General features: G+C 63.2%; 17 protein-coding genes. 13 read left to right on the forward strand and 4 right to left on the reverse strand.

What is annotated here, in order from left to right; translation table 11 throughout:
- Window positions 1-19: 19 nt before the first annotated feature.
- Window positions 20-712, reverse strand: a complete 693-nt coding sequence (locus MB901379_RS01535) for a GntR family transcriptional regulator (RefSeq protein ID WP_158015000.1) — start codon at window positions 710-712, stop codon at window positions 20-22.
- Between the two features lie 160 nt (window positions 713-872).
- Between MB901379_RS01535 and fadD5 the strand changes: the two genes are divergently transcribed.
- The 13 genes from fadD5 to MB901379_RS01600 all read left to right on the forward strand — a co-directional run bounded on the left by fadD5 (window position 873) and on the right by MB901379_RS01600 (window position 15,627).
- Window positions 873-2,558: a fatty-acid--CoA ligase FadD5 gene (gene fadD5 / locus MB901379_RS01540; protein ID WP_158015001.1), complete on the forward strand. Its 1,686-nt coding sequence runs from the start codon at window positions 873-875 to the stop codon at window positions 2,556-2,558.
- A gap of 215 nt (window positions 2,559-2,773) precedes the next feature.
- A complete protein-coding gene (locus MB901379_RS01545) occupies window positions 2,774-3,577 on the forward strand; it encodes an MlaE family ABC transporter permease (RefSeq protein WP_158015002.1) in 804 nt (267 codons plus the stop codon).
- A 1-nt stretch (window position 3,578) separates the two neighbouring features.
- Window positions 3,579-4,448 carry an MlaE family ABC transporter permease gene (locus tag MB901379_RS01550; RefSeq protein WP_158015003.1) on the forward strand — a complete coding sequence of 290 codons (870 nt, stop codon included), beginning with the start codon at window positions 3,579-3,581 and terminating at the stop codon, window positions 4,446-4,448.
- Between the two features lie 4 nt (window positions 4,449-4,452).
- The gene (locus MB901379_RS01555) at window positions 4,453-5,772 is read left to right on the forward strand and encodes an MCE family protein (RefSeq protein WP_158015004.1); all 1,320 of its coding nucleotides are present in this window, start codon (window positions 4,453-4,455) and stop codon (window positions 5,770-5,772) included.
- A complete protein-coding gene (locus tag MB901379_RS01560; RefSeq protein WP_158015005.1) occupies window positions 5,769-6,809 on the forward strand; it encodes a virulence factor Mce family protein in 1,041 nt (346 codons plus the stop codon). The genes MB901379_RS01555 and MB901379_RS01560 overlap by 4 nt, the downstream gene beginning before the upstream one ends.
- Complete coding sequence (locus MB901379_RS01565) at window positions 6,806-8,371, forward strand: virulence factor Mce family protein (RefSeq protein ID WP_158015006.1); 1,566 nt, start codon at window positions 6,806-6,808, stop codon at window positions 8,369-8,371. Before MB901379_RS01560 ends, MB901379_RS01565 begins: the two co-directional genes overlap by 4 nt.
- Complete coding sequence (locus tag MB901379_RS01570; RefSeq protein ID WP_158015007.1) at window positions 8,368-9,975, forward strand: virulence factor Mce family protein; 1,608 nt, start codon at window positions 8,368-8,370, stop codon at window positions 9,973-9,975. The genes MB901379_RS01565 and MB901379_RS01570 overlap by 4 nt, the downstream gene beginning before the upstream one ends.
- 5 nt (window positions 9,976-9,980) lie before the next feature.
- Window positions 9,981-11,132: a virulence factor Mce family protein gene (locus tag MB901379_RS01575; RefSeq protein WP_158018871.1), complete on the forward strand. Its 1,152-nt coding sequence runs from the start codon at window positions 9,981-9,983 to the stop codon at window positions 11,130-11,132.
- A complete protein-coding gene (locus MB901379_RS01580) occupies window positions 11,126-12,679 on the forward strand; it encodes a virulence factor Mce family protein (RefSeq protein ID WP_158015008.1) in 1,554 nt (517 codons plus the stop codon). The genes MB901379_RS01575 and MB901379_RS01580 overlap by 7 nt, the downstream gene beginning before the upstream one ends.
- A complete protein-coding gene (locus MB901379_RS01585; protein ID WP_158015009.1) occupies window positions 12,649-13,374 on the forward strand; it encodes an Mce protein in 726 nt (241 codons plus the stop codon). Before MB901379_RS01580 ends, MB901379_RS01585 begins: the two co-directional genes overlap by 31 nt.
- On the forward strand, window positions 13,371-14,348 hold the full coding sequence (locus MB901379_RS01590) for an RDD family protein (protein ID WP_158015010.1): 978 nt from the start codon (window positions 13,371-13,373) through the stop codon (window positions 14,346-14,348). The genes MB901379_RS01585 and MB901379_RS01590 overlap by 4 nt, the downstream gene beginning before the upstream one ends.
- Window positions 14,345-14,899: a mammalian cell entry protein gene (locus MB901379_RS01595; protein ID WP_158015011.1), complete on the forward strand. Its 555-nt coding sequence runs from the start codon at window positions 14,345-14,347 to the stop codon at window positions 14,897-14,899. Before MB901379_RS01590 ends, MB901379_RS01595 begins: the two co-directional genes overlap by 4 nt.
- Complete coding sequence (locus tag MB901379_RS01600; protein WP_158015012.1) at window positions 14,866-15,627, forward strand: mammalian cell entry protein; 762 nt, start codon at window positions 14,866-14,868, stop codon at window positions 15,625-15,627. Before MB901379_RS01595 ends, MB901379_RS01600 begins: the two co-directional genes overlap by 34 nt.
- A 28-nt stretch (window positions 15,628-15,655) precedes the next feature.
- On the opposite strand, the gene MB901379_RS01605 is transcribed toward MB901379_RS01600, so the two are convergent.
- The 3 genes from MB901379_RS01605 to MB901379_RS01615 all read right to left on the reverse strand — a co-directional run bounded on the left by MB901379_RS01605 (window position 15,656) and on the right by MB901379_RS01615 (window position 18,989).
- Window positions 15,656-16,759 carry a phosphodiester glycosidase family protein gene (locus MB901379_RS01605; RefSeq protein WP_158018872.1) on the reverse strand — a complete coding sequence of 368 codons (1,104 nt, stop codon included), beginning with the start codon at window positions 16,757-16,759 and terminating at the stop codon, window positions 15,656-15,658.
- An 86-nt stretch (window positions 16,760-16,845) separates the two neighbouring features.
- Window positions 16,846-18,228 carry a YhgE/Pip domain-containing protein gene (locus MB901379_RS01610; RefSeq protein ID WP_158015013.1) on the reverse strand — a complete coding sequence of 461 codons (1,383 nt, stop codon included), beginning with the start codon at window positions 18,226-18,228 and terminating at the stop codon, window positions 16,846-16,848.
- Window positions 18,229-18,263: 35 nt separating this feature from the next.
- Window positions 18,264-18,989 (reverse strand): pirin family protein, encoded by a 726-nt coding sequence (locus MB901379_RS01615; protein WP_158015014.1) that lies wholly within the window; start codon window positions 18,987-18,989, stop codon window positions 18,264-18,266.
- Window positions 18,990-18,993: the final 4 nt, after the last annotated feature.

Genomic DNA, 18,993 nt, shown 5'->3' on the forward strand with positions numbered 1-18,993 from the left:
CCAGGCAAAACCTTCAGCCTCAGCCAAAGATCCCGTTACTCTCCAGTGTTTTCGTCAGCCGACGCGCCGCGTCGGTGAACTGCCAAACGGTGTGCTCGACCACCGCCGCGACGTCGCGGGTCCGCAACGCCGCGATCAATAGCCGATGATTGTCCACCGCGGCCGCGCCCCATTGCGGATCGGCGGCATACATCTGCGCGGGCATGTAGCGGGCGGCGCTGAGCAAGAACCAGGCCAGTTTGATCCGCCCGCTCGCCTGGTTGAAGACTCGGTGGAACGAAAACTCGAGCGCGGCGATGGCCTCAGCATCATCGGATCCGACGGCGGTCGCCAACGCCTCGTTGAGGTGTTCCATTTCGCCGATGTCGAGTTCACTGATGCGCTCGGTGGCCGTGACGGCAAGTTCCCGCGCGATCGTGGCCTGCAACCAGAAGATGTCGTCGATGTCCTGCCGGGTCAAGGGCAATACGACGTGACCCCGGTGTGGCTCCAACTGCACCATGCCCTCGCCGCGCAGCTTGAGCAGCGCCTCACGAACCGGCGTGATGCTGACCCCGAGCCCGGCGGCGGTCTCGTCGAGGCGGATATAGGTTCCCGGACGCAAGGTCCCCGACATGATCGCAGCCCTCAAGTGGCCCGCAACCTCGTCGGATAACTGCGCCCGGCGCAGCGGCCGCCGGCTGCGACGCGGGGCGGATAGCGGTGCGTTCATGGGGCCTGCCAGGGCTTTCAGGGACTTGGCGGGACTTATGCAGGGTCTGGTCTCAGGTCTTGTTTGGGGCCGCTGGGCCCGTTAATGTGACCCAGACAACACTATGTTTTATCAAATATCAGTCTGACGCAAGCGGTGCGCAAGTGAAGGGATGGCATAGTTGACCGCGCAACTCGCCAGCCACTTGAACCAGGCCAGCCATGGCTCCAGCCATGGCTCGAAGCAGGATTCGAATGAGCTCCTGGAGCAGCCCTACCTGGCTCGGCGACAGAACTGGGTGAACCAGCTGGAGCGGCACGCAATGATGCAGCCGCGGGCGACGGCGCTCAGATTCATGGGGCACACGGTGACGTGGGCCGACTTGAGACATCGGGTCGCGGCGTTGGCCGGAGCTTTAAGCCGCCGAGGGGTCGGCTTTGGCGACCGGGTCATGATCCTGATGCTCAACCGCACGGAATTTGTCGAATCGGTGCTGGCTGCCAACATGCTCGGGGCGATCGCTGTCCCGTTGAATTTTCGACTCACGTCACCCGAAATCGCCTTCCTGGTGGAGGACTGCGCACCGCGGGTCATCATCACCGAGGAGGTGCTGGCGGCCGTTGCCGCCGGTGTCCGCGATATCCAGCCGTCGCTGCGCACGATCGTGGTAGCCGGTGGCGGATCCGGCGATGCGTCGCAGGAGTATGAGGATCTGATCAACGAGCGGGGTGATCCGCCGGAACCGGTCGACATTCCCAACGATTCGCCAGCCTTGATCATGTACACCTCGGGCACGACAGGTCGGCCCAAAGGTGCGGTGCTCACGCACACCAACCTCACCGGCCAAACCATGACCGCGTTGTACACCAGTAGCGCCAACGTCAACGGCGACGTGGGTTTCATCGGTGTTCCTTTCTTCCACATTGCTGGTATCGGCAACATGCTGACCGGGATGTTGCTTGGCGTCCCCACCGTGATCTACCCGCTCGGCGCTTTCAACCCTGCTCAATTGCTCGACGTGTTGGAGCAAGAAAAGGTCACCGGCATCTTTCTGGTGCCCGCGCAGTGGCAGGCCGTATGCGCCGAACAGCAAGCACGTCCGCGCGATCTCAGATTGCGGGTGATGTCCTGGGGGGCCGCCCCAGCGCCGGATGCGCTGCTGCGGCAGATGTCGGAGGTTTTCCCCGGCACGCAGATCCTGGCCGCGTTCGGTCAGACCGAGATGTCTCCGGTCACCTGCATGCTGCTCGGCGAAGACGCGAGACGGAAGCGAGGATCGGTCGGACGAGTGATCCCGACGGTGTCCGCGCGCGTGGTCGACGACAATATGAACGACGTACCGATCGGTGCGGTCGGTGAAATCGTTTACCGGGCACCGACATTGATGAGTGGCTACTGGAACAATCCGGAGGCTACCGCGGAGGCGTTCGCCGGCGGTTGGTTCCATTCCGGGGATCTCGTTCGGATGGACGAGGACGGCTACGTCTGGGTGGTGGATCGCAAGAAAGACATGATCATCTCCGGCGGGGAAAACATCTACTGCGCCGAGGTGGAGAACGTCTTGGCCAGTCACCCCAGCATCGTTGAGGTCGCGGTCATTGGTCGCGCCGACGAGAAGTGGGGTGAGGTACCGATTGCGGTCGCGACTGTAACGGATGACCACCTCCGGATCGAAGACCTTACTGAGTACCTAACCGAGCGGCTCGCGCGCTACAAGCATCCGAAGGCGCTCGAGATCGTAGAGGTGCTGCCGCGCAACCCCGCCGGCAAGGTGCTCAAAACTGAATTGCGTTTGCGCTACGGAGTGGGCACCTACTCCGAAAGTCATTCTGTGTCAAGGGTATTTGGAACTGGAGAGGGAAGCTAAGCAGGTCAAAAATGTTCGCTACGTGGTGACGGAGTGCTAATTGTGTGGATGCGGTTCACACGTCGACGGCCATCAGGTACATTCCTGTGGTCTCGGTTACTACCTGCGGGTAGAGAGCCGTCGGTCACACACCTAGGGATGGGGCAAGGAGGAGGCGTGCGACAGAATCGGCCGCATTGCCGTGACACTCGCAGCCCCATCGTGCGGGGGCAGCCGTGACGACGTCTACCGGCCCGCACCTAATGGGATACCTCCGCGACCAATTGGAGACACCGCTGACCATGGTCGGCGGATTTTTCCGAATGTGCGTGCTGACCGGCAAGGCGCTGTTCCGTCGGCCGTTCCAGTGGCGAGAGCTCATCCTGCAGTGCTGGTTTGTCATGAGGGTCGCGCTGCTGCCGACCATCATGGTCTCGATCCCGTTGACCGTCCTGCTCATCTTCACCCTCAACGTCTTGCTCGCCCAGTTCGGCGCCGCCGATATCTCGGGTGCGGGTGCGGCCATCGGTGCGGTCACCCAGCTCGGGCCGCTGACCACGGTGCTGGTGGTCGCCGGCGCCGGGTCCACGGCCATCTGCGCCGATTTGGGCGCCCGCACCATCCGCGAAGAGATCGACGCGATGGAGGTCTTGGGCATCGACCCCATCCACCGGTTGGTGGTGCCGCGGGTGATCGCCGCTACTTTTGTCGCCACGTTGCTCAACGCCCTGGTGATCACCGTCGGCCTGGTGGGCGGCTACCTCTTTGGTGTCTATCTGCAGAACATCAACGGCGGCGCCTACCTGGCCACGTTGACCACCATCACCGGCATGCCCGAGGTGGCAATAGCCATGGTCAAGGCTGCGACCTTCGGCTTGATCGCCGGTCTGGTCGGCTGCTACCGCGGACTGACCGTGCGCGGTGGCTCCAAGGGGCTGGGCACCGCCGTCAACGAGACGGTGGTGCTGTGCGTCGTCGCCTTGTATGCGGTAAACGTCATCTTGACCACGATCGGTGTGCGGTTCGGGACGGGGCACTGACATGTCGACAGCCGCCGTCCTGCGCGCCCGGTTTCCGCGGGCAATCTCCAATGTCAATCGTTACGCGGGCTCCGTCACGCGCGGACTCGACGAATCGGGTCGGCTGGCCTGGTTCGTCCTGACCAGCCTCGGCCAGTCGGTGCACGCGCTGCGCTACTACCGCAAAGAAATTCTGCGGTTGATCGCCCAGATCGGCATGGGCACCGGGGCGATGGCGGTCGTCGGTGGCACCGCGGCAATCGTCGGCTTCGTGACGCTGTCCGGCAGCTCGCTGATCGCGATCCAGGGCTTCGCGTCGTTGGGCAACATCGGTGTCGAAGCGTTCACGGGCTTCTTCTCGGCCCTGGTCAACGTCCGCATCGCCGCCCCCGTGGTGACCGGCATCTCCCTGGCGGCCACGGTCGGTGCCGGCGCCACCGCGGAGCTGGGAGCGATGCGGATCAGCGAAGAGATCGACGCCCTCGAGGTGATGGGCATCAAGTCGATCTCTTATCTGGCGTCCACCCGGATCATGGCCGGGCTGGTGGTGATCATCCCCCTGTACGCATTGGCGATGATCATGTCTTTCTTCTCCCCGCAGATGGTTACGACGGTGTTGTACGGACAGTCGTCGGGCACGTACGAGCACTACTTCCGGACATTCCTGCGCCCCGACGACGTCTTCTGGTCCTTCCTGGAAGCCATCATCGTTGCGGCGATCGTCATGGTCACCCACTGCTACTACGGGTACAACGCCGGCGGTGGACCCGTCGGCGTCGGCGAGGCCGTGGGACGATCGATGCGCTTCTCGCTGGTCTCGGTGAACGTTGTCGTTCTGTGTGCCGCGTTGGCCCTGTACGGCGTCAACCCCAACTTCGCACTGACGGTGTAGCACCATGACGATGCCGGGGAAGGTCAACAAGGTCAGCAATCCGCCGTACAAGATCGCCGGAATTGCCCTGTTCTTGGTTCTCCTCCTGGTATTTGCCTTGGTGTACTTGCAGTTTCGTGGGGATTTCGACCGCAAGGTCAGGCTGACGATGTTTTCCGACCGGGCCGGTTTGGTCATGGACCCGGGTTCGAAGGTCACCTACAACGGGGTGCAGATCGGCCGCGTCGACACCATCTCGGAGATCACTCGCGATGGCAAGCCGGCCGCCAAGTTCGTGTTGAACGTCTACCCGCGATACCTGCCGCTGATCCCCGAGAATGTGGACGCACAAATCAAGGCGACCACGGTGTTCGGTGGTAAGTACGTGTCCTTGACGACGCCAAAAGACGCCAAGGGCAATGTGATCTCGAAGGGGCACCTCACTCCCAAGAGCGTGATCGTCGTCTCGGGTGTGACTACCGAGATCAACACGTTGTTCCAAACCATCACCTCGATCGCCGAGAAGGTCGACCCCGTCAAGCTGAACCTGACACTAAGTGCGGCCGCACAAGCGCTGACCGGATTGGGCGATCGGTTCGGACAAGCGCTCGTCAACGGCAACGAGATCCTCGACGACATCAACCCGCAGATGCCGCAGGCCCGTCGCGACATTCAGCAATTGGCGGCGTTGGGCGACGTCTACGCCGACGCCGCACCGGACCTGTTCGACTTTCTCGACAACTCGGTGCCCACGGCGCGCACCATCAACGCGCAGCAACACGAATTGGATGCCGCGCTGTTAGCGGCGGTCGGATTCGGCAACACTGGCGCGGACATCTTCGGGCGGGGCGGGCCGTACCTGGCGCGCGGCGCTGCCGACCTGGTGCCCAGTGCCCAGTTGCTGGACACCTACAGCCCGGAACTGCTCTGCACCCTGCGTAACTACCACGACGTCGAGCCGAAGGCCTACCAGTTCCTGGGCGGTAACGGCTATTCGCTCAACAGCCACACCACGCCGCTGTCGGCGTTGGGCATGATGCTTAACCCCGCATCGCTGGTACCCCTGCTGCTTTCACAGGTCGGCGGGCTGGCCGCCGGCCTGGTCGGCGGGGCGCCAAATCCCTATATCTATCCCGAAAACCTTCCGCGAGTTAACGCGCGCGGTGGGCCTGGGGGCGCGCCCGGCTGCTGGCAGCAGATCACCCATGACTTCTGGCCCGCGCCCGAGCTGGTCATGGACACCGGGAACAGCCTGGCACCGTACAACCACTTGGAGGTTGGTTCGCCCTTCCTGCTGGAATATGTCTGGGGCCGTCAAATAGGGGATTACACGATCAACCCATGAAAATCACCGGTACCGCCATCAAACTCGGCATCTTTTCACTGGTGCTGCTGCTGTTCAGCGTGATGATCATCGTCGTGTTCGGTCAAATCCGCTTCGACCGGACCTACGGTTACTCAGCGGAATTCAGCAACATCAGCGGATTGCGGGCGGGCCAATTCGTCCGCGCCTCGGGTGTGGAGATCGGCAAGGTCAGCTCGGTATCGCTGATCGACGGTGGCAAACGGGTGCGGGTCGAGTTCGACGTCGACCGGTCGATACCGCTGTATCAATCCACGACCGCACAGATCCGCTATCTGGACCTGATCGGAAATCGTTACCTGGAACTCAAACGCGGCCAGGGTGAAGGCGCCGAGCAGATCCTGCCGCCGGGTGGGTTCATACCAATGTCGCGGACCTCGCCGGCGCTGGACCTCGACGCGCTGATCGGGGGTTTCAAGCCGGTGTTTCGGGCGTTGGACCCCGACAAGGTCAACACCATCGCCTCGGCGCTGATCACCGTGTTTCAGGGTCAGGGCGGCACCATCAACGACATTCTGGACCAAACCTCGCAGCTGACCTCCCAGCTCGCCGAACGTGACCAGGCGATCGGCGAGGTGATCAAGAACTTGAACACCGTGCTGGACGCCACGGTGCGGCATCGCAAGGACTTCGATCAGACCGTCAACAATCTCGAGGTGCTGATCACCGGTTTGAAAGATCATCGCGAGGACTTAGCCGGCGGCGTCGCACATATCAGCAACGCCGCCGGAACGGTCGCCGACCTGCTAGGCGAGGACCGTGCCTTGCTGCACAAGACCGTGAACTACCTCGATGCCGTTCAGCAGCCGCTCATCGATCAGCGCGAGCAGCTCAATGACTTCCTCATCAAGGTGCCCACCGCGCTGAACATGATTGGGCGCGCCATCGGCTCCTACGGAGACTTCGTGAACTTCTACTCCTGCGACATCAGCCTCAAAATCAACGGGCTGCAGGCCGGCGGTCCCGTCCGCACGGTCCGGCTGTTCTCGCAGCCGACGGGTAGGTGCGCACCGCAATGAGAACACTGGAACCTCCCAACCGGCTTCGAATCGGACTCATGGGCATCGTGGTGATGCTCATCGTGGTGGGCGTGGGCCAAAGCTTTACCAGCGTCCCGATGGTGTTCGCCAGGCCGAGCTACTTCGGCCAGTTCACCGATTCCGGTGGCCTCAACAAAGGCGACAAGGTGCGCATCGCGGGCATGGATGTCGGCACGGTCGAGGGCCTCAAGATCGATGGTGACCACATCCTGCTGAAGTTCTCGATCGGCACCAACACGATCGGCACCGAAAGCCGGCTGGCGATCCGGACGGACACCATTCTGGGCAAGAAGGTCCTTGAGATTGAGGCCCGCGGCAACCAGCCGCTGCGGCCCGGGGGCACTTTGCCGCTGGGGCAAAGCACCACCCCGTACCAGATCTACGATGCCTTCTTCGACGTGACGAAGGCGGCCACCGGCTGGGACATCGACACGGTCAAGAAGTCGCTGCACGTGTTGTCGGAGACCATCGATCAGACTTATCCGCACCTGAGCTCCGCCCTGGATGGGGTGGCCAAATTCTCCGACACGCTCGGCAAGCGAGACGACGAGATCAAGCATCTGCTGGCCCAGGCCAATCAGGTGGCTAGCGTCCTTGGCGACCGCAGCGAGCAAGTGGACCGGCTGCTGGTCAACGCCAAGATCCTGTTGGCCGCATTCAACGAACGCGGACGTGCAATCGACGCCTTGCTCAGCAACGTCGCTTCGTTCTCGGTGCAGGTCAAGGGCTTGATCAACGACAACCCCAACCTCAACCACGTGCTGGAACAGCTGCGTACGGTCAGCGGCATCCTGGTCGAGCGCAAAAACGACCTCGCTCGCGGGCTCGAAATGGTGGGCGCATTTCTACCGTCGCTGAATGAGTCCATCGCATCGGGGCCGTTCTTCAAGGTGGTCATTCACAACCTGGTCCCGGGGCAGATTCTGCAGCCGTTCATCGATGCCGCGTTCAAGAAGCGCGGGTTGAGCCCGGAGGACTTCTGGCGCAGCGCGGGGCTGCCCGAGTACCGATTCCCCGACCCGAACGGCACCCGGTTCCCCAACGGTGCCCCACCGCCAGGACCGCTGGTGCTGGAAGGAACACCGGAGCATCCCGGACCCGCCGTTCCGCCCGGATCGCCCTGCTCGTACACGCCGGCCGCCGACGCGCTCCCGCGGCCGGAAAACCCGCTACCGTGCGCGGGCGTGCTGCAAGGCCCGTTCGGGGGCCCCAACTTCCCCGCGCCGCTAGACGGCGTCGACGTTTCGCCGCCGAACCCCAATGGCTTGCCCCCCACGCCGGGCATTCCGATTGCCGGGCGGCCGGGCGAACCGGCGCCGAACGCTCCGGGTACCCCCGTGCCGTTGCCGCCGAACGCACCGCCGGGTGCACGCACCGAGCCGGTGGGACCGGCCGGACCGACACCGCCACCGTCAACGTTCGCTCCGGGGCTGCCTCCGGGTCCGCCCGCACCGCCGGGGCCTGGGCCACTCCTGCCCGACCCGTACATCACGCCAGGCGGAACGGGCGGTAGCGGTGCGACGGGAGGTAGCGAGAATTGAGCACCATCTTCGACATCCGCAACATCCGGCTTCCCAAGATGTCCCGGGCGACGGTCATCATCGCGACCCTGGTGGTGGTCCTGGGCCTGGTCGCCTTGTTCGTGGGCTGGAAGCTCTACCAGAAGTTGACGAACAACACCGTGGTCGCCTATTTCCCGGCGGCTAACGCGCTGTACCCGGGTGACAAGGTCCAGATCATGGGCCTACAGGTGGGCAAGATCGACAGCATCGAGCCGGTCGGCAACAAGATGAAGGTCACGTTCCACTACCAGAACAAATACAAGGTGCCGGCCAACGCCTCAGCGGTGATTCTCAACCCGACGCTGGTGGCGTCGAGGACGATTCAGCTGGAGCCACCGTACAAAGGTGGTCCGGTGCTGGCCGACAACGCGGTGATCCCGTTGGAGCGCACCCAGGTGCCGGTGGAATGGGACGAGCTGCGCAACAGCATCACCAACATCATCGACAAGCTCGGCCCAACCAAAGAACAGCCCACGGGCCCGTTCGGTGAGGTCCTCGAGTCGTTCGCGAACGGGCTGGCCGGCAAGGGGCAGCAAATCAACACCACCCTGGACAGTTTGTCGCGGGCACTGACCGCCTTGAACGAAGGCCGCGGCGACTTTTTTGCGGTGGTGCGCAGCCTGGCGCTTTTCGTCAACGCGTTGCATCAGGATGATCAGCAGTTTGTGGCGCTGAACCAGAATCTGGCGGACGTCACCGGTCGGCTCGTCGGCTACGACCGCGACCTTGCCAACGCCCTACAGCAGTTCGACAGCCTGCTCACCACCGTGCGCCCGTTTTTGGACAAGAACCGCGAGGTGTTGACTCAAGACGTCAACAACCTGGCCGAGGCGACCAACACGCTGCTGCAGCCCGACTCACTGAACGGCCTGGAGACCGCGTTGCACGTCCTGCCCACGGCTGCGGCGAACGTAAACCAGATCTACCACCCGGCGCATGGCTCTGTGGTCGCCGTTCCGGAGATCACTTCCTTTGCCAACCCGATGCAATTCATCTGCAGCTCGATTCAGGCCGGTAGCCGGCTGGGGTATCAGGAATCCGCCGAGCTTTGCGCGCAATACCTGGCCCCAGTCCTCGACGCGATCAAGTTCAACTACTTCCCATTTGGCTTGAACGCGTTCAATACCGCCGAGGTGCTTCCCAAACAGGTCGCCTACTCCGAGCCGCGGCTGCAACCCCCCAACGGGTACAAAGACACCACCGTGCCCGGAATTTGGGTGCCAGACACACCGCTGTCGCACCGCAACACCCAGACGGGCTGGATTGTCGCGCCGGGGATGCAAGGGCAGCAGGTTGGGCCGATCACGGCGGGCCTGCTAACTCCTGAATCGCTTTCCGAACTCATGGGCGGTCCCGACATCGAGCCGGTCCAATCGACGTTGCAGACACCGCCCGGACCGCCGAATGCCTACGACGAATACCCGGTGCTGCCGCCAATCGGCTTGCAGGCACCGGTGCCGATACAACCGCCGCCGCCCGGCCCAGAAGTGGTCCCGGGGCCGGTCGCTCCGACGCCCGCCCCGGCACCCGCACCTGCCCCGGTAGGTGCACCGCTGCCCGCTGAGGCAGGAGCGGGCCAGTGAGCGCGATGAGGGTGGTCCGCCGTCGATCCTGGCAAGCGCTGGTGTTGCTGATCGTCGCGATGGTGTTGAGTTCCTGCGGCTGGCGGGGTATCTCGAATGTCGCGATTCCCGGTGGCGCGGGTAGCGGGGCAGGTTCCTACATCATCTATGTGCAGGTGCCGGACACCCTGGCGATCAACGGCAACAGCAAGGTATTGGTTGCCGACGTGCCGGTCGGATCGATCCGTGCCATCAACCTGAAGAACTGGGTGGCGACTTTGACGCTGGGCATCGAAAAAGGTGTCAAGTTGCCGAAGAACGCGACTGCGAAGATCGGCCAGACCAGCTTGCTGGGTTCGCAGCATGTGGAGCTTGCCGCGCCGCCCAACCCGTCCCCGGAACTGCTCAAGAACGAGGACACCATCCCGCTGAAGCATTCGTCGGCGTACCCCAACACCGAGCAAACGTTGGCGAGCATCTCGCTGATCTTGCGTGGTGGCGGTATCCCCAACCTCGAAGTGCTGCAAGACGAGGTCTTCAACATCTTCCACGGCCGCGGCGACCAGATTCGGGGTTTCCTCACCAGGCTGGACACGTTTACCGACCAGCTCAACCAGCAACGCGATGACCTCACGCACGCCATCGACTCCACCAACCGGCTGCTGACGTATGTGGGTCGTCGTGCCGACGTTGTCGATCGAGCGCTCACCGATCTGCCGCCGCTGATCAAGCATTTCGCCGACACCCGCGATCTGCTCATCAACGCCGTCAACGCGGTGGGACAACTTAGCCAGGTCACCGATCAGTACCTGTCGGAGGCGCGGAGCAATCTGCATACCGATCTGCAATCGCTGCAATGCCCGTTGAAGGAGTTGGGCCGCGGCTCGCAGTACCTGATCGGTGCGCTGAAGTTGATTCTTACCCAGCCGTTCGACATCGACGCCGTGCCGAAGATCTTCCGCGGTGACTACCAGAATGTGTCGGCGACACTCGACGTGACCTTCAGCGCCATGGACAACGCCGTGCTGACCGGTACCGGCTTTTCCGGAGCGCTGCGCGCGCTCGAGCAGTCGTTCGGACGCGACCCGGAGACCATGATTCCCGACGTGCGTTACACGCCGAACCCGAACGACGCTCCCGGCGGACCGTTGGTGGAAAGGGGTGATCGGCAATGCTGACTCCCTTTATTCGACGTCAGCTGATCATGTTCGGAACGCTGACCGTCATCTCGCTGCTGGTGCTGGGCGTGTACTACCTGCAGATTCCGGCTCTGATGGGTGTTGGTCGCTACACCCTCAAGGCCGAGCTGCCGGCATCGGGCGGTCTCTATCCCACGGCCAACGTGACCTACCGGGGCATCACGATCGGCAAGGTTACCGACGTGGAGCCGACGGCGACGGGTGCCGAGGCGACGATGAGTATCGACAGCCGCTACAAGATTCCGGTCGATGCGTCGGCGAACGTGCATTCGGTGTCGGCGGTCGGCGAGCAATATCTGGACCTGGTGTCGACGGGAAACCCGGGAAGATTCTTCGCACCCGGGCAGACCATCACCAAGGGCACGGTGCCCAGCGAAATCGGGCCCGCGCTGGACACCGCCAACCGCGGGCTTGAGGTGCTGCCGGCAGACAAGATCCCGGTGCTGCTCGATGAGACGGCGCAAGCGGTCGGTGGGCTGGGGCCAGCGCTGCAACGGCTGGTCGATGCCACCCAGGCGCTCGTGGGTGACTTCCACACCCAGATCACCGACATCAACGACATCATCCAGCACTCCGGTCCTGTCCTGGACAGCCAGGTCAGGTCGGGTGACGCCATCGCGCGCTGGGCGCATAACCTCAACGAATTGTCGGCGCAGACCGCGGAGCGCGACCAAAATGTGAAGAGCATTCTGACCCAGGCCGCTCCTACCGCGGATCAGGTCAACTCGGTCTTTGGCGACGTGCGCGAGTCGCTGCCGCAGACACTGGCGAATCTTGAGGTGGTGTTTGACCTGCTCAAGCGCTACCACAAAGGTGTTGAGCAGGTTCTGGTGTTCCTGCCGCAAGGGGCGTCGATCGCTCAGACGGTGGCCGCACCATTCCCGAACATGGCCGCACTGGACATGGCATTGGCTATCAACCAGCCGCCGCCGTGCCTGACGGGCTTCATCCCGGCGGAGCAGTGGCGTTCTTTCGCGGACACCAGCCTGCAACCGCTGCCGAAAGGGACATACTGCAAGATTCCGATGGATACGCCCGCCAACAGTGTGCGCGGCTCACGCAATATTCCGTGTGTGGATGTACCAGGTAAGCGAGCTGCGACGCCGCGAGAGTGCCGAGACCCCAAGCCGTACGTGCCGGCTGGTACCAATCCCTGGTACGGCGATCCGAACCAATTGCTGACCTGCCCGGCGCCGGCGGCACGCTGCGACCAGCCGGTCAAGCCCGGCATGGTGATCCCGGCACCATCGGTGAACAACGGTATGAACCCGGCTCCGGCGGATAGGCTCCCCCCGGGCGGGACCCCACCTCCGGTGAGTGATCCGCTGCAGCGACCCGGTTCGGGTACCGTGCAGTGCAACGGCCAACAGCCCAACCCGTGTGTCTACACTCCGGGGCCACCAACAGCGGTCTACAGTCCCCAGAGCGGTGAACTGGTAGGGCCCGACGGAGTGAAATACTCCGTCGAAAACTCGACCAAAACAGGAGACGACGGATGGAAGGAGATGCTGGCGCCAGCCGGCTGAACCCCACCGACGCGGATGATTCGTTTCGCCCCGAGGTGACACCCGAGGATTCCGTTGAATCCGACGGCGAAGCCGGGCAGACCGGCCCCGAGGTGACGGCCGAGGATTCCGTAGAATCCGAGGGCGAAGCCGGGCAGACCGGCCCCGAGGTGGCGGACCAGGCCAGCGTCGCGGAGCCGGCGATCGATCGTCGTCCTTCACGTTTTCGTCGGGGCTGGGTGGTCGGCGTCAGCGCGGCGATGCTCCTGGCCGCCGGTGCTGTGGGAGCCGGCGGTTACTTTGCACTCCGTTCCCATCAGGAAAGTCAAGCTATCGCCCGCCAGGACGCCGAGGCGTTACAGGCGGCGAAGGATTGTGTGGCGATCACGCAGGCGCCGGACACCAGCGCAATGGCCGCCAGCGAACAGAAAATCATCGATTGCGGCACCGATCAGTACCGCTCCCAAGCGGTGCTGTACAGCAGCATGCTCGTTCAGGCGTATCAGGCCGCGAATGTGCATGTTCAATTGACCGACATGCGGGCGGCGGTCGAACGCAACAACGATGACGGATCGGTTGACGTGCTGGTGGCACTTCGGGTCAGGATGTCCAACGATCAAGACCAAAATCAGGAAACGGGATACCGCCTGCGGGTGCGAATGACACCGACCGATGGGCAGTTCAAGATATCCAGGCTTGACCAGGTGGCGAAGTGACGGTGGTGGTCGAGGAGATCAAGACCACCCAGCCTATCCCCGACGCACCCGAACAGGACTGGGCGCCATGGCATTTGCGTGCGGCGGCCTTCGCGATTGACGTCCTACCGGGCATGGCTGTGGTGGCGACGCTGGCGTTGGTCTCTTTCACGGTGCCATCCGATAGCGCCTGGTGGTGGTCGTGCATTTCGGTGCTGGCCGTCGTCGTCTTACTGGTCTCGGTGAACCGGCTGTTGTTGCCGACCCTGGTCGGTTGGAGTTTGGGACGCGCGTTCTTCGGCATCGCGGTGGTCCGGCGCGACGGTCAGGCCATCGGCCCATGGCGGCTGTTGTTCAGGGATCTGGCCCATGCGTTGGATACCGCCCCGGTGCTGGTGGGATGGCTTTGGCCACTGTGGGACTCGGGGCGCCGGACTTTCGCCGACATGCTGTTGCGCACCGAAGTGCGATGTGTCGAACCCGATGACCGGTGGCCCCAGGTGCGGCGGTGGGTTGCTGTGGTGTTGCTGACCGCGGCAGCGCTGTGTCTCGCTGGTGCCGGTGTGAGCTATGCGGTGTCGTACTCACGTGACCGGGCGACCGACCAGACGCGCGCCGAGGTCGCGATACAGGGGCCGAAATTGGTCGCGCAGATGCTCACCTATGACCCGAAGACATTGCGTGAGGATTTCTCCCGTGCCCAGTCGCTGACGACGGACAACTATCGCCCCCAACTGGCCACCCAACAGGACACGGTGGCGAAAGGGCATCCGGTTCTCAACGAATATTGGGTGACCGAAAGCTCGATACAGTCGGCGTCGCCGGATCGCGCGACGATGCTGCTATTCATGCAGGGGCGACGCGGTTTGCCGCCGGAAATGCGGTACATCAGCGCCACGGTCCGGGTGAGTTTTGTCAGGGATCGAGACAACCGTTGGTTGGTTGACAACCTCACCGTACTGACCAAACCGAAACCATCCGGGAGCGGCAAATGAGTCCCCGGCGCAAGTATCAGCCCGGACAGGGAATCCTGCTCGTCGCGCCCGCCGACCGGCCAAGCCGACCGTGGGGCCTGCCCGTGCTCGCCGCGCTTGCCGCGTTGGTCATGACCGCGGCGATCACGGTATCTGGCCTGATGCTCCTGGCTCGGGCACACCGTGACGACGTCGCCCGAAGGGATCATGACGTCGTCAACTATGTGAATTGGTTCATGAGGCAGTTCACGTCGGTCGATCCGTATCACGCCAACGAATACGTTGAGCGGATCTTGGCGCAGGCGACGGGGGACTTCGCCAAGCAGTACCAGGAGAAGGCGAACGAGATACTGATTCAGGTTGCGCAAGCGGAACCGGCCACCGGTACCGTCCTGGACGCCGGCGTGGAACGGTGGAACGACGATGGCAGCGCCAACGTATTGGTGGCTACCGAGGTCACATCAAAGTCGCCCGATGGAAAACAGGTTTTCGAAAACACGAATCGTTGGGCCGCCACCGCGACGCAGGAAGGGAATCAGTGGAAAATAAGCAACCTGCTGCAGGTGATCTAGCCGACAACCCCGCGGATGCCGACACCGAGGTAGCCGCCGGTGCAGCAGACCACGACACCCAACCTGCTGAAGCCGCGGAAACGGAGACCGCAACCGAGGCGGCGCAGGATCCGGACGCCGAGCAGGCTGCCCCGGAGGGCGGCGACGACGCTGCGGACGCCGACAAGAAAAAGGGCGGCGGTCGTGACCGGCGCGGTCGCCGAAAACTCTTCACCGGCAAGCGGGTCGGTACGGTCATCGCGGGCCTTGCCGCGTTGCTCTTTGTGGGTTCTGCCGCTTTCGCGGGCGCCGCCGTGCAGCCATACCTGGCCGATCGCGCCGTCGTGGCCATCAAGCTGAAAGTGGCACGGACGGCCGCGAATGCGATCACCACCTTATGGACCTATACACCGGAGAACATGGATAGCCTTGCCGATCGCGCGGCGACCTACCTCAGCGGTGACTTCGGAGCGCAATACCGCAAATTCGTCGACACGATCGCGGCGCCGAACAAGCAGGCCAAGATCACCAATAGCACCGAGGTCACCGGCGTCGCGGTGGAATCGCTGGACGGTCCGAACGCCGTCGCCATTGTCTACACGAACACCACGACCACAAGCCCGCTGACCAAAAACATCCCGTCGATGAAGTACTTGTCGTATCGGCTGATCATGAAGCGGGATAATTCTCGCTGGTTTGTCACCAGGATGACGACGATTACCTCGCTGGATTTGACGCCGCGCCTCTAGCCGGACCGACCAGGCCGGGTTATCAGGACTAGTTGAACGCCAGCCAGCTGGGTAGCGCCCGCTCATGCGAGTCACAGAGGACTTGGCGGGTGTCGCACGATCCCTTCGGCGTTCCCGCACCGGCCCACATTCCCCCGGTGTCGCGGCGCAGCACAATCGCCGAGGACCCTCCGCCGTCCAGCAGAATCGCCGATTCGCTGCCCAGGCCGCGGAACAGGTCCTGGATGTTGTCCGGGGTGTAGCTGCCACCTTCGAAGATGTACATCTCGTCTTTCTGCTTCGCGTAGGCAAGAGCCGTGCGCGCCGCGCTCGGACCGCCGTCATGAAGCTGTCCCATCCGGCCCGGCGACAGCAGTCCGATCCCGGCAACCGCGACGAACTTGGCGTTCTTGTTGAGCAGATCCTGGATTACCGGGGTGGCCAGATCGTAGTCTTCGCGCCCTTTGGGTCGCAGCACGTACGGTGCGCCACCGACCGGAATAATCATGGTCGTCAGCGAAGTCCAGACCTCGTTTCCGCCCGACAGGCCCTGCTTTCCGGCGTAAGCGACGGTGCCGGTGACAACCTGGTTGGCGTGGCCCTGCCCGTGCGTGTTGTCGACAAAGGCACCCAACGGCGAACTGCAGCCTGTCGATCGCCACGAGCCGCCCTTTTGCCCACGCACGTCGAAGAAATTGGCGTTGATCGCGATCGTCGGCTGTCCCATGCGCTGCCACGCTTGCAGCGGCGCATAGATCTCTGATGCCTGCCAGAGGCCTTCACCGGTGCGTGCGCCCGGGTTGTGCTCACACCGCGCCTGGTCGCCGGTGTGGCTGTCTACCAATAGGTGAGGTTGAAGCCGTTGCGACGCATTCTTGATGATCATGAGATGGCCGCCGTTATTCATCTCGTACCAGTGACCGGCGCCGTTGAGTAGCGGCATGGGGTGACCGCCGCCGAAGTTATACACCAGGTATGAGCCTCTGGTGGTGGCGATGGCGTGCTCCAGCATCTCGCGCCCGTCCGCGGCACGCGCCAGCGGCTGTCCCGTGGTGATCGCGAGCGTGCCACACGTAGCCAAAGCGGCAATGCAAGCCGTAAATCGGCGCAGCCTGGCATATGCCGTCAGCACGGTAGCCCTTTCGGCCCAAATCCGGGAAGCAACCATCCCAGGATTAGTCACATACGTCACACTGTCAACTTAAGTAACGGCGCTGTGACGGTTCGGCGGCGCTGGAATTACGTTTGCTCGCTTGAACTTTCGATTGAGCCCTCGGCGGAACTTGCTCGTGCCTTTTCCCGCGCCTGGTGCTGGGCTTGATGCTCCACGGCGATGGCCATCTCGACCGCTCCCGGGATCCGGTGGAAACCCTTGCGGTCGTAGAGGTGTGTGACGATGCCTCCCAGCAACAGACCGACTACCAGGCCGATGGACGTCATCACCAATGCCTGGGACAACCCGGCGGCCGCCTCGCCATTGAGATACACCAGCGAGCGCACACCCAGGAATACCTGATGCATCGGTTCGAACTTGGCCAGCCAGCGGAAGAATGGCGGCACCGCCTCGAGTGGGACGGTGGCGCCCGCAGACGGCAGGCCGAGGATGACGAAGATCAGCATGCTGACCAACATGCCCATCGAGCCCAGGACCGCAATCAACGAGCTGGATGTGACGCCGACCGCGATGATCGCGAAGACCCCATAAAGCCACAACTCCCACCCGAGCGGAATGGGCATGCCGAGGCCATGGGCGATTGCTAGGTAGACGGCCGAGGTCAGCAACGCCAACACCGTCATCAGTCCCCACTTCACCAGCAATGTGCGGAAACGCGAAATATTGATCTGCTCCGCGAAGCGGTAGACCGGGCCGAATTCGGCCGGTACGTAGCCCAGCATGGAATCCACCAGGGTGCTGACCACGATGCTGCCGGTGAATCCGGCCAGCAGGAGCAAGAGCGCATAGTAGAACGCCGAGAGCCCGTTGCCCGTTCCGTTGGGCATCGGGTTGTATACGGTCGCCTTGACGTCGATCGGACTGGCCAGTCCCAGCGTCGACGCACCGGCCAGGGGTGCGCCACCGGTTTGCGCCGTGACTTCGGCGGTAACTCGCTCGCCGACTTTGCTATTGACCACCGCCATTGCCTGGTTCAGGGTCTGCCCGGCGATGCTGGCACCCAGCGTGCCGGCGCGCGGATTGGTCGAGATGGTGATGGTGGGTCGATCCGCGCGTGTGGGTTCAACCGCGCTGACCGCGAAATCGCGCAGCTGGGAGGAGAAGGTCGGCGGTATCACGGCGGAGCCATACACCTGGGCACGGTCCAACAGCCGTTTGGCCTCGTCATGGGAGACCACCCGCACGTCGAACTTGTTCTTGTCTAAGCCGGCCACCAGGCCGTCCACGATCTGTTTCCCTGCCGGGCCGGCGTCCTCGTTGACCACCGCGATGGGGAAATGGCGCAGGTTGGTAGTCGGATTTAAGATTCCGCCCAGGTAGAGCGCGGCCAGCGCTGACATGAGAGCCAGCGTGATGAGGATCGGTGCCGCCCAGAACCGCACGGTCCGAAGCGCTTTGATGTTCCTTTTGGGGTTCGGCGCCGCGTGACGCGGCTGCGATTGCGACATGTGGCTCCCGTCTGTCGTGCCCACTCTATGCGGCCCTAGCCGCCCAGTTTTGCGTGCATCTCCCAGATCAGGATTTCCGCCGGCGCACCCGCGCTCAGTCGTCGACCGTCGACATCGGTGCACCGGACAGCATCTCCCTCGTCGAGATCGCCGACCCCTTCCAGGGCTGGTCGGCCCCGGGTGACAAACAGATGCAGATAGGGGGCCGCCGGAACGTCGAGGGAGTCACCCGGCTGCAACCGCGCGACGTGCAGCGCGGCGTCGCGGTTGTGCAGGAAAATCGCGGCATCGCGTCCGGGGATACCTGACGCGATGGTGGCCAAACCGTCGCGCAAGGATTTCTCGTCGATTTCGTGTTGCTGGTAGCTGGGCGCAATGCCGATCTGGTCGGGCACTATCCACATTTGCACGAAATGCACTGGTCGCGTGGAAGAGTCGTTCTTCTCGGAATGAAGAATGCCGCTGCCCGCCGACATCCGTTGAGCCAGACCGGGGTAGATGACGCCGCGGTTGCCGGCCGAATCCTGGTGCGTCAGCTCTCCTTCCAGCACCCACGTCACGATTTCCATATCCCGGTGTGGGTGGGCGGCAAAGCCTGAGGCGGGTTCCACCCGGTCGTCGTTGCTCACCAGCAGCAGCCCATGATGGGTGTTTTCGGGATCGTAGTAGTCACCGAACGAGAAGGAGTGCCTCGAATCCAGCCAGGATGTGGTGGTGACGGCCCGCTCGGCCGCCCGTCGAACCTGCACGGTTGCTGGCATGGTC

It is taken from the genome of Mycobacterium basiliense (assembly GCF_900292015.1).
Lineage (GTDB): Bacteria > Actinomycetota > Actinomycetes > Mycobacteriales > Mycobacteriaceae > Mycobacterium > Mycobacterium basiliense.

Coding starts and splice junctions, on each gene's coding strand:
- MB901379_RS01580 (WP_158015008.1), top strand. CDS start 11,126: ATGCTGACTCCCTTTATTCGACGTCAGCTGATCATGTTCGGAACGCTG.
- MB901379_RS01585 (WP_158015009.1), top strand. CDS start 12,649: ATGGAAGGAGATGCTGGCGCCAGCCGGCTGAACCCCACCGACGCGGAT.
- MB901379_RS01595 (WP_158015011.1), top strand. CDS start 14,345: ATGAGTCCCCGGCGCAAGTATCAGCCCGGACAGGGAATCCTGCTCGTC.
- MB901379_RS01565 (WP_158015006.1), top strand. CDS start 6,806: ATGAGAACACTGGAACCTCCCAACCGGCTTCGAATCGGACTCATGGGC.
- MB901379_RS01560 (WP_158015005.1), top strand. CDS start 5,769: ATGAAAATCACCGGTACCGCCATCAAACTCGGCATCTTTTCACTGGTG.
- MB901379_RS01615 (WP_158015014.1), bottom strand. CDS start 18,989: ATGCCAGCAACCGTGCAGGTTCGACGGGCGGCCGAGCGGGCCGTCACC.
- MB901379_RS01550 (WP_158015003.1), top strand. CDS start 3,579: ATGTCGACAGCCGCCGTCCTGCGCGCCCGGTTTCCGCGGGCAATCTCC.
- MB901379_RS01535 (WP_158015000.1), bottom strand. CDS start 712: ATGAACGCACCGCTATCCGCCCCGCGTCGCAGCCGGCGGCCGCTGCGC.
- MB901379_RS01555 (WP_158015004.1), top strand. CDS start 4,453: ATGACGATGCCGGGGAAGGTCAACAAGGTCAGCAATCCGCCGTACAAG.
- MB901379_RS01575 (WP_158018871.1), top strand. CDS start 9,981: ATGAGGGTGGTCCGCCGTCGATCCTGGCAAGCGCTGGTGTTGCTGATC.
- MB901379_RS01610 (WP_158015013.1), bottom strand. CDS start 18,228: ATGTCGCAATCGCAGCCGCGTCACGCGGCGCCGAACCCCAAAAGGAAC.